This window comes from Mucilaginibacter sp. P4_G9 (assembly GCF_056400985.1).
On record NZ_JBFUKF010000169.1, the window covers coordinates 1 to 11,251 of the forward strand.

An 11,251-nucleotide genomic window follows, 5' to 3' on the forward strand; every position below is an offset into this window, starting at 1 on the left:
TATTGAAGGTGATGATGTAATAATTGTTGAAGGGCCATTTACCGGATTGCAGGGTAAGCTATTTTTTAAACGGGGTAAAGAAAGGGTGGGAATACATTTAAATTCAATTAACCAATCGCTTTCTATTGAGGTTTGTTCATCAAGCCTCAGAAAATGTTAATGCAAAATAGTTACTAATGGCTATTGTGCTGAGTTTTGAATACACTTAATTTTATACTTGTTAAGCTACTTGAGCAAACACTACCATTGAATCTAAATAAGTACTAAGAATTTTACAGCTTTTTAAACGGATGTATTTGTGACAATCCCCAAGCGAAGCTTTGCTTTACAGCCAAAATTCAAGTGTCGGGCTTAATTTAAATTAAACAAAAAACATTTCAGATTACAATCAATAAGTATGGATAAGCTACCGCTTGTATCATGCATTATGCCAACCTATAACCGCAGGCGTTTTGTACCACATGCCATTCGGTATTTTCAACGGCAGGAACATCAAAATAAGGAATTAATTATAATTGATGACGGAACAGATTGTATTGAAGACCTTGTAATAAACCAGCCTGGTATAAAATACATCCGCCTTGATCATAAAATAACACTTGGCGAAAAATTAAATATGGCTTGCAGCAATGCATCGGGCAGTATAATCGCTAACTGGGACGATGATGATTGGTATGCCCCGCATCGTTTAAAATACCAGGTGCACGAATTAAATAAAAATAATACCAGGGTTTGCGGCATAAATAACCTGCTTTATTATGATTTTTTTAATAACCAGGCTTATCAGTATAAATATCCTTCAGATCAGCGTAAATGGCTTTTAGGTAGTTCATTATGCTATTATAGATCKCATTGGGAAAACAACCAGTTTAAAAATATTAATGTAGGTATGGATGGATTATTTGTTTGGAATACCTCACCAGAGCATGTTACCGAGCTGGAAGATACCACCATATCTGTTCATATGATACATGACCAAAACATTAGTCCCAAACAAACTTCAGGTGAATGGTGGCATCCTTATCCTGTAAAAGATATTGAACAAATTATGCAGGCTGATTTAAAACATTATCGTAATCATAGCATGGCTGTAAATGATAGCCCGACGAGTGAGGTTACAAATAGTGTTACTATTCAAGGCAACTTAGGAAAGGGAAAAAATGTTTACGCCTGCCTGGTGCATGAAAACCTGGACTGTGTAATTGATATGGTCCGTAATTTACACTATAACGATCCATCTTCTATAATTTTACTTTTCAACGGCGGGGCTAATTTTGATCTTAAATCAACATTGTTTCCATTTGAGCAATTTGGTGCTGTTATCTGTCCCGTTAGTTATTGTGTGAAKCATGGTTATCTGCACACTTTTGCTTTGGAATGCATGAAGTTTGCATTAGAAAACTTTTCATTCGATGTTTTAACAATTGTTGATTCTGATCAGTTAAGTGTTCAGCCGGGCTACTCTTCATTTATATCCAATTTCTTATCTGATAAAAGCAACGTTGGGTTATTGTCAAACAGGCCAGAGCGTATTACCGCAGAAAACAGGGATGTATGGACATCAATTAAAGCATTTGAAGAATATGATCTGTGGAGGCCATTGCTAAAAACCTTTCCCGATGGAGAGAATAAGTTTGTACACTGGTCTTTTTGGCCCTCAACAGTATTTACATATGATGCAGTTAAGGATTTGGTTAAACAATTTAAGGTTAATACCCGGCTTCATGATATAATGCAGCGCACCGGGATATGGGCAACCGAAGAAATTATTTTACCTACAATGGTAAGTTTGCTTGGGTTTGATATTCTGCTAAATCCATGCTGTAATACTTTTAATAATTATCAAAAATCTTATTCCGCATTAGATTTGGATTGCGCAATAAGTGATCCGAATGTTTTTTGGATGCACCCAGTCGCCAGGGAATATGATGATGTGATCAGAAACAGCACTCGGTTATATCTCAATAATTATATCCCCGCTAAAAATGAAATAATACACGAAGCTGTTGATCAGTCATTGTTTTTCCCGCTGCAGGTAATTGCAGAAATTCAAAAAATTCAGGGATGGCTTAGCGATGCTGAGTGTGAATTACTTATAGCCACGGCATTAAAAGCATGCTTTAAATTTTCTGGCGCCCATGTTGTTGAAATTGGGAGCTTTCATGGTAAAGCAACAGTTTTGCTTGGCAAAATTGCCAAATCAATATCCGATGAAATTAAGGTAATTGCTGTGGATCAGCACGACGGAAAGTTAGGAGCCTTAGGCTCGGATTTGTGTGTATTTGAACCGTCTTTTGAAAGTTTTAAGCTAAATATTGAAAATGCAGGTCTTTCAGATACCGTGATCTCCCAGGTTGGTAAATCAGTTGATGTTAAATGGGATAAGGCAATTTCGCTGTTACTAATAGATGGCCTGCATGATTATATCAGTATCAATGATGATTTTCAGCACTTTTCACCTTTTGTAGAAGTAAACGGATATGTTGTTTTCCACGATTATGCTGATTATTATCCGGATGTGCAGGTGTATGTAAACCAGTTACTTGCAAAAGGCGAATATCAGGAGGTGTGCTCGGCCGAATCACTTATCGTTATTCAAAAAATAAGTTAATGCTATGATGAACCAGGGACCAGCAGATTTACCTATATGGCTTTATTGGGAAGGTGATCTTCCCGATTGGATCCGCGAGTGCCAAAAAACAGTATTTGCACATGGCGCCAATGTTCAATTGCTGACACCTGAAAGTTTTAGAGAAATGCGTAACACCGACCTGGATATAAAGCTTGAAGACCTTTACGTAGCGCACCGCGCAGATTTTATTCGGGCGTTTTTACTTGCCAGGCATGGTGGTTTATGGATTGATTCGGATTGTGTGGTTATTAAATCTCTTAAACCTTTAATAGATACTTTAAATAACTATGACTTTTTAGGGTACAGGGAGCGCTCCGGCGAGGTAACAAACAACCTGATGGGCGCATCTAAGAACAGCACGATCGCTGCAAATTATTATAACCTTATTTGTAGTATTTTACGCGATAGCAAACCTATTGAATGGCTAACCTTAGGGTCGAAAGCATTAACATCTACGCTTAACGAAAGTAATGCTTCATGGTGCGAACTGACCGTGGAACAGATTCAACCAGTGTGCTGGAGTAAACCCGAAGAGTTTTTGCAGGAAAGGCCTGATGAAGAACACCAATATTTTATTAACAGGACCTCTTATTGCTACATGCTTTCTGCCAATATGGTAAGGCAACATATTTCTGAAAACCCCAATAAAAATATTTTAAATAAGAATACTTTTTTCAGTTACCTGCTAAGAATGTCAGTGCCAACTGAAGAAAATTATTTAGCCTTTGCTTAAATCTGATACAATGAACGACGTTTTAGAAATAGCCTATCGTAAAGATACCGATGATGACCGCTGGGTGATTCCGGAAGTTATTGACCAGGATATGTATTGTATAAAAAGCCTGTTAACAAATCTTAAGCCGGCTAATCCCTGTTATATTGTTGATTGTGGTGCTCATATCGGTGCTTTCTCCATCATGTGTGTGCAGCACCTGGCAAATGTTGAAGTTATTTCATTTGAACCCAACCCGGATAGTTTCACATATTTAAGCGAGAATGCAGACCGGTTTGGGAAAATACAAGCGCTTAATAAAGCTATTTCAATTGCCGATGGAACATTAAATCTTTATGCTCCCGATCAAAGTGATTGGAGCGGAAGGTGGACAACGCTGCCCAATTCAAATGGGTTTTTAACGGTTGAATCTATAGGATTATTTTCTTTTATCAATAAGCTGGATAAAGAGGTTTTTATTCTGAAACTGGATGTGGAAGGATACGAAGAGTTTTTAGTTGATGAACTAAAAGACGGAGACCTGAAAAATGTACAGGTTATAATAGTTGAAACCCATACTAATAATTTCGATCATCAAAAGCTTATAGACTACGGTTACAGCCTGCTATTTAACCCGGGAATATCATCAGCACGGCAATTTGTTTACACACGAAACTGAGAAACAGCCGTTCATTTAATTAAAAAATATGTTAAGGACCGCATTTGAATTTCTGTCGGATGAACTTAACGCTTATATCAAGCGAAAAGATTCAACAAACTTCGGCAATGAGGATATTGTTGTGCTTTCGTCATTAATGAATCCCGATGGCACATTCGCGGTTTCGACCGAAGGGAGTGATGTATCAAAAGTTATCCTCACACTTGTTAACCTGGAGGAAGACCGGATAGCTGATTCACAATATAACTATCAAAAAATTGAAGATCGTATCCAGGTTGTCAATCCTCCTGTAAATATTAATGCATTTGTTCTTTTTTCGGTATTTGCTAATAATTATTCTACCGCATTAAGGTTGTTATCATATGTAATGGCGTTTTTTCAAGGCCACCAGGTTTTTGATAGTGATCAGTATCCTCAAATAAATGCCAAAGTTGATAACGATAAACCATGGCAAAAGGTGGGGCGGTTGCTTATAACACTTCACTCAACAACTTTTGAACAGCAAAATAATCTTTGGGCTGCGCTGGGAGCAAAATATATGCCTAACGCGGTGTATAAAATAAGAACTATCAGCTTTATAGATTACGAACCTAAGATGGAAACACCGCCGATTACCGAAATCACAATTTCTGATAATTAAAATGTAGCTCTTATAGCAATGATAAAAATTAAGTACAAGGCGCTTTTTACATTGGAATTTGCCCATACATTCTATAAATCCGGCAAAAGTCCTGATATAATAATGCAGCCTTCGGCCAGGTGTGCAGGGCTGATAAAATCATTAGGGCTTCACTTTTTACCAACCGCATCCGGCGGAAAATTATTTGCGAAGGTAGATGCTGTTGCGGGCAATGATATTATTAAGAACCCCTTGCCAGATGGTACCAAATTTACTTTTTTATTGAAACTGCGAAATGGATTATTTGAAAATATTACTAAAATAAACTTGCTTAAAGCGCCTACAAGCCATTACTATTTTCATAACCAGGTTAATAATATGTCGGCTGGTAATGTTCCACTGCTTGTGGCCAATACAGGCAGCAAAATAGTATCAGATGCCGATCTGCTTCCTTTTGTAAGCGGTAGTTTTTCATCGGTTCAAAACAGTACGGCTGGTACGCAAAACGGCGAATTGAATTTTATTGATAGTAATGAAAAGTTGCAACAGCAATTAAACAATTCAAATAATTTATTTAATTATTCTTTTGATCTTAATAAGGCATCTGGTGGAAGAGTCCGTTTTTTAGTTGACGGCATAGAGAAAGCCACTTTCTATTCACTTGACCCGGCCGAAATGTCTGACGTATTTGGAGTGGTTGAAATATTTTACAAAGTTGGTTTAAATAGTAACTACCAGTTCCAGGGTATTGATAATTCAATTACAACTGTAAATTATAAAATTCCGTTTGCTAACCGGGCAACCAAATGGCGCTATATAATTACCAGGAAATTTAACCCGGCAATCACATCGGTAAGTGTGGCCAAAACAAATGGTTCTCCCATAAATTTTAGTTTACTCGGCGGTTCTCCTGCAGGGACATTTATTGTTATATCAAACAATGCGCTTCCATTATCAGAAGAATCTGTAGCTGGCATAAAATTAAAAGACAATACAAATAAAGTGCTGATAGCCAACTTACCAAACCCACCTCTAAATCTCATAAAAACAGAAGGGGCAGATACCTTCTCAGATATTTTAATAACCATTTAATTAAAAAAAATACCACCATGGCAGATGTATTTAAAACTCCCGGGGTTTACATTAAGGAAATCCCAACGTTTCCACCTTCGGTGGCAGAAGTTGAAACCGCAATTCCTGCATTCATCGGATACACCGAAAAATCAAGTTTCAATGGCAATGATTTTGGGAAACAGCCGCAACGAATAGGTTCGTTGTTAGAGTATGAACAGTTATTTGGGCTTGCTCAAAAAGAAACGGCAATAACGGTAACCATAACAGATGTAAATGCTGCAAATGCTGTTACCAGGACAATTAATGCAGCAATTAACCCGGCTGCAAGCTCTAAGTACTTGATGTATTATGCGCTTCAAATGTATTTTGCAAATGGTGGCGGCCCTTGCTACATTGTTTCGGCAGATAAGTATAATGCGGGAGGCGTTAACGCCTCCAAATTAACTGATGGCTTAGCCGAGATTGCAAAGGTTGATGAACCTACACTATTGTTATTTCCTGATGGTCCTTCACTGCCCTCAACTAACTATTATTCTGTTATTAATAGTGCGCTAAATCAATGCTTTACATTGCAGGATAGGTTTACCATTATAGATGTTAAACAATCAAGCGGTACAATAAATGATATCAACTCGTCGGCAGATGACTTCAGAAATGCTGCTACGTTAGGCAGTAACCTTGATTTAATGAAATATGGTGCCGCTTATTTCCCTTACCTGCAAACTATATTAAGCTATAGGTTTGATGATGCCGACGTAAATATTATTTATATAGTAAATGGGGTTGAGCAAACTGACATAGGCACCGGTAAAATTAGCCTTGCATCTATTTTAAATCCACCAGCAACTTTAAAGGTTTCGGTTCGTACCGGGCTTAACCTGCAGAAACCCGCTCCAACTGTACCTGCATCGCCACCGGCCGCACCACAGGTTGCTGGTAATTCCGAATTATATAACCTTGTTAAACTGCAGTTGCAAAATCTAAATATTATTATGCCTCCTTCATCGGCAGTTGCAGGTGCTTACGCCGCAGTTGATAGTTCAAGAGGAGTATGGAAAGCGCCGGCTAATATTACCCTTGCATATGTAAATTCTACATCACTTAAAATTTCTTCCGAAGACCAGATGTCACTAAATGTTGATCCTACTTCAGGCAAATCTATCAATGCTATAAGATATTTTACGGGTAAAGGAGTAATGATCTGGGGATCGCGCACGCTGGCCGGAAATGATAATGAATGGCGATATGTACCTGTACGCCGGTTCTTCATTTTTGCCGAAGAATCAATAAAAAAAGGTACAGAATGGGTTGTTTTTGAACCAAATGATGCCAATACCTGGGTTAGGGTTAGGGCAATGATTGAAAATTTCCTGATAAAGCAATGGAGGGCAGGCGCACTTGCCGGGGCAAAGCCAGAACAGGCATTTTTTGTAAGAGTAGGACTTGGCCAAACCATGACAGCTCTTGATATTTTGGAAGGACGAATGAATATTGAAATTGGTATGGCCGTAGTACGCCCTGCCGAATTTATCATCCTGAAATTCTCTCATAAACTACAGGAATCTTAATCAATTAAAGGTTATCAAAACCTAATCAAATATAAAAAGCAAAAACATGGCAAATTATCCATTACCAAAGTTTCACTTCAGAGTAGAGTGGGGCGGGTCGAACATAGGCTTCTCTGAAGTAAGCGGGTTGAACATCGAAAATAAATTGATCGAATACCGGGACGGAGCTTCGCCCGAATACAGCAAAATTAAAATGCCGGGCATGCGTGAGTTTAGCAACATTACTTTAAAAAGAGGAGTATTTGCAGGCGATAATGAATTTTTCAACTGGTTAAATACCATTTCATTAAATACTGTTGAAAGGCGGGACATTACCTTAACCCTGCTGAATGAAAAGCATGAACCGGTAGTTGTGTGGAAAATTAAGAATGCATTCCCTGTGAAAATTCAAAGCACCGACCTGAAAGCTGACGGCAGCGAAGTTGCTATAGAGCAGCTTGATATTGCGCACGAGGGTTTGGTTATACAAAACGGTTAAACTAATTCTGTAATTATGAGCCTGATTAGTGGTATTGTAGATGGCTTGATCTATCCACCGCCGGGATTCCATTTTTTGGTGGTTATTGAAATGTTTCCGCAAACTCCCCAGGATATCCGGTTTCAGAGTGTAAGCGGATTGAGTGTCAATATCCCCACCGAAACTATTGCCGAAGGCGGCGAAAATCGGTTTAAACATCAGTTTCCCGGTGTGCCGCAGTTTAATAAGCTGGTTTTAAAACGAGGGCTGTTCCTGGGGTCTTTTGTTAGCCATTGGGCCCGCAACAGTATCGAAAACTTTGAATTCGATCCTAAAAACGTGCTGATAAGCCTGCTGAATGATAGCCATATCCCATTAAACGTGTGGCATGTTTTTAATGCATATCCTACAAAAATTGATATTTCTGAATTCAATGCCGAACAGAATACCCTTGTAATTGAAACGCTCGAACTTACCTATCAGTACTTTAAACCAATGGGCCTTGATGATCTTGTTGCAGGGGCCGTGGGGGCTGTTGCGGGTGCGGTATCAGGTTCTGTAAGCTTTTAAATTATGCCAATTATAATTAACGAAATCGAAATTTCTGTAACTGTTTCTGATAGTAATTCAACAAGCAGTTCCGGATCTGCTGATGGCTCTTTAAAACAAGAGATCATTAAAGAATGTATTGAGCAGGTTATGGAAATTCTTGATAAAAAAAATGAACGCTGATGCTGGATATACTCAGTGGCTTATTGCCAGGTAAAGAAGCTCAAAAGCTCAAAATTGAATCATGGACCGATATTAACAGAAATGGCCCTGCCGAGAAAAAGTTTACTGCTTTTATTAATCCGGATGAGTTTACACTTAACTACACGGTTATAACAGAAAGTAACAATGCGGCTGGCGCTAACGGAAGCGCCGGGGGCTTTCTTGGTACCAGGCCGTTAGAAGTAGCTTTAAAGTTTTTTCTTGATGGTACAAATGCCAATGGTGTAAAATTAGATGTTCCGGCTAAAATTAAAGAGTTTTATGAGGCGGTGGGTTATGATGGTAAAAAACACCGTACCTGTTTCCTCAGGATAACATGGGGGCACCTTACATGGTTACGTACCAATCAGTATGAGTTTGATTGTGAGCTTAAAACCACCTCTATACAATATAAAATGTTTAAAACCGATGGCACGCCATTGCGTGTTATCATTAATGCAACATTTGCCGAAAAGCTTCCGGCCGCGGTAAGACAGGCAGAAGAAAGGAATTCATCGCCAGACCTAACACATATTCGCATAGTTAAAGAAGGAGACACCTTACCAGCTATGGTACAAAAAATTTACGGCGATTTTAAATATTATCTTGAAGTTGCCAGGGTAAATAATCTTAAAAACTTCAGGGATCTGCAGCCCGGACAAAAATTGATTTTTCCGCCTTTCGATAAAAATGTAAAGCCAACCAGTAATGCCTGAAGAAAGAATTATTCCTGCGGTTAACACGGTAGCCGAATTTAAAATATTAATTAATGGCACCGAAATTCCCCGGTCAGTACCTAAACTTTCGGTTAACGTAATGAAGATGGTAAATAAAATATCATCTGCGACAATTGTAATTCAGGATGRTGAGGCTTCAAATGGCGAATTTCCGTTAACCGACGGGGATCTTTTTACTCCAGGCAACGAGATGGAGATAACCGCCGGCGATCCGGATAATAGCTTTAGTATATTTAAAGGAATTATCATTAAACAATCCATCAAAATAAGAGAATCGGTATCACCAAACCTGATAGTTGAATGTAAACATAAGGCCGTAAAAACAACTATAGGGCGTAAAAGTACATATTTTCATGATCTTACCGACGCTGATATCATCAGCCAGGTTTTAGAAAGTGACGGCTTTTCGTCTTCAGATCTGGAAATTGAATCAACCGATGTAACTCATAAGGAAATGGTTCAGTATAACAGCACCGATTGGGATTTTATATTGAGCAGGGCCGAGGCTACAGGCAATGTTATAATTACAAACGATGAAAAAATAGTTACAAAAAAACCAACCGTTTCCGGAGACGCCACACTTTCATTACTGCATGGTGCAACCGTTATGGAACTTGATGCAGAAATGGATAGCAGAAACCAGTTTACAGCGGTGAAAAGTGTTTCATGGGATATGGCTAACCAGGCAAATGCAGAATCGGATGCTAATGACCCTGCCAACCTCGAAGAAGAAGGGACACTTTCAGTTAATGACCTTGCCACCGTTGCCGGTCCCGATGATTTTGTTTTAAATCATTCCGGTTCAATTACCTCGGCAGAACGCCAGGCCTGGGCCGATGCGCAATTATTAAAATCGCGCCTGTCAAAAATAAGGGGCAGGGTTAAGTTTGATGGTATTGCCACCATAAATCCCGGCGATGTTATTGAGCTGCACGGCCTTGGCGATAGATTTAACGGAAAAGCTTTTGTTAGTGGTGTCAGGCAGGATTATTCAACTGTTTCCGGGTGGAAAACGCAGGCGCAGTTTGGCCACACGCCAGATTGGTTTATAGAAGAAAATACAGTTACCGCTCCCAAAGCAGGTGGTTTACTGCCGGGGGTTGTGGGGCTGCATACCGGCATTGTAACAGATAATGAAGACCCGGATGGTGAACAAAGGGTAAGAGTGAAAATGCCGTACATAAATGCCGATGATGATGGTGTATGGGCAAGAATAGCCCTTACCGATGCTGGTAACGAACGTGGAATGTTTTTTAGACCAGAGGTTGATGATGAAGTACTTTTAGGCTTTTTATATGACGATCCACGTCAGCCCGTAATTTTGGGTATGTTGCACAGCTCAAATAAGGTGCCGCCCATAAGTCCTACCAATGATAATTTTAAAAAGGGATATACTTCCAGGGAAAAACTGAAACTAACCTTTGACGACGAAATAAAGGAGGTTGTTATTGAAACCCCCGGAGAAAATAAAGTGATCATCAGCGATGATAAAAAGGGAATAAGGCTGGAGGACCAGAATGGCCATATCATAACAACCGAGCCATCGGCCATTACTATTAAAGATTCAAACAGCAACCAAATAGTTATTGATGTAAATGGCGGACTTATTACAGTAAAAGGGAATACCAAAGTAATAGTTGATGCGCCGCAAATAGAATTAGTTGACGGTGCAGCGCATCCGCTGGTTTTTGGAGATGAATTGCTCACTTATCTTAACCAGATAGTTAACATTTATCAAACCCATATGCATCCCGGCGAGCTTGCTTTGGGGGCATTACCGGTAACTCCTGCACCACCCGTGCCGCCAATGCCGCCACCAACTCCGTCTTTATTATCGGTTAAAGTAAAAACAGGTTAAAATATGGCGCTTAAAGCAGGCACACCATCAGATTTTTCGGGCAGTATGGCCGAGGCTATACAAACTGCATTTAACAATCATTACCCCGAGGTAATGGGAAGTGCTGCCCCGCCGCCAAGTAAACAGATGCAGCTTTTATTTGTAGCCGTGGCCGAAGGTGTGATC

General features: G+C 39.4%; 11 protein-coding genes. All 11 read left to right on the plus strand.

Annotation, left to right across the window (positions count from 1 at the left end; all coding sequences use genetic code 11):
- Positions 1-397: 397 nt before the first annotated feature.
- From AC1DPZ_RS15175 to vgrG, 11 genes are read left to right on the plus strand one after another with little or no spacing between them, the layout of a single operon-like run.
- Positions 398-2,611, plus strand: a complete 2,214-nt coding sequence (locus AC1DPZ_RS15175) for a glycosyltransferase (RefSeq protein WP_477404803.1) — start codon at positions 398-400, stop codon at positions 2,609-2,611.
- Between the two features lie 4 nt (positions 2,612-2,615).
- Complete coding sequence (locus AC1DPZ_RS15180) at positions 2,616-3,365, plus strand: capsular polysaccharide synthesis protein (RefSeq protein ID WP_477404805.1); 750 nt, start codon at positions 2,616-2,618, stop codon at positions 3,363-3,365.
- 10 nt (positions 3,366-3,375) lie between these two features.
- Positions 3,376-4,023 (plus strand): FkbM family methyltransferase, encoded by a 648-nt coding sequence (locus AC1DPZ_RS15185; protein ID WP_477404807.1) that lies wholly within the window; start codon positions 3,376-3,378, stop codon positions 4,021-4,023.
- Between the two features lie 28 nt (positions 4,024-4,051).
- Complete coding sequence (locus AC1DPZ_RS15190) at positions 4,052-4,663, plus strand: Pvc16 family protein (RefSeq protein WP_477404809.1); 612 nt, start codon at positions 4,052-4,054, stop codon at positions 4,661-4,663.
- An 18-nt stretch (positions 4,664-4,681) separates the two neighbouring features.
- Complete coding sequence (locus tag AC1DPZ_RS15195; RefSeq protein ID WP_477404811.1) at positions 4,682-5,734, plus strand: hypothetical protein; 1,053 nt, start codon at positions 4,682-4,684, stop codon at positions 5,732-5,734.
- A gap of 17 nt (positions 5,735-5,751) precedes the next feature.
- Positions 5,752-7,284 carry a phage tail sheath family protein gene (locus AC1DPZ_RS15200; RefSeq protein WP_477404813.1) on the plus strand — a complete coding sequence of 511 codons (1,533 nt, stop codon included), beginning with the start codon at positions 5,752-5,754 and terminating at the stop codon, positions 7,282-7,284.
- Between the two features lie 46 nt (positions 7,285-7,330).
- Positions 7,331-7,762 (plus strand): phage tail protein, encoded by a 432-nt coding sequence (locus AC1DPZ_RS15205; protein ID WP_477404816.1) that lies wholly within the window; start codon positions 7,331-7,333, stop codon positions 7,760-7,762.
- A gap of 15 nt (positions 7,763-7,777) precedes the next feature.
- On the plus strand, positions 7,778-8,311 hold the full coding sequence (locus AC1DPZ_RS15210) for a phage tail protein (RefSeq protein ID WP_477404818.1): 534 nt from the start codon (positions 7,778-7,780) through the stop codon (positions 8,309-8,311).
- A gap of 3 nt (positions 8,312-8,314) precedes the next feature.
- Entirely contained in the window at positions 8,315-8,473 is a 159-nt protein-coding gene (locus AC1DPZ_RS15215; RefSeq protein ID WP_477404821.1) for a DUF5908 family protein, read from the plus strand.
- On the plus strand, positions 8,473-9,207 hold the full coding sequence (locus tag AC1DPZ_RS15220) for a CIS tube protein (protein ID WP_477404823.1): 735 nt from the start codon (positions 8,473-8,475) through the stop codon (positions 9,205-9,207). The genes AC1DPZ_RS15215 and AC1DPZ_RS15220 overlap by 1 nt, the downstream gene beginning before the upstream one ends.
- Positions 9,200-11,086: a type VI secretion system tip protein VgrG gene (vgrG, locus tag AC1DPZ_RS15225; protein ID WP_477404825.1), complete on the plus strand. Its 1,887-nt coding sequence runs from the start codon at positions 9,200-9,202 to the stop codon at positions 11,084-11,086. Before AC1DPZ_RS15220 ends, vgrG begins: the two co-directional genes overlap by 8 nt.
- The last annotated feature ends 165 nt before the right edge of the window (positions 11,087-11,251 follow it).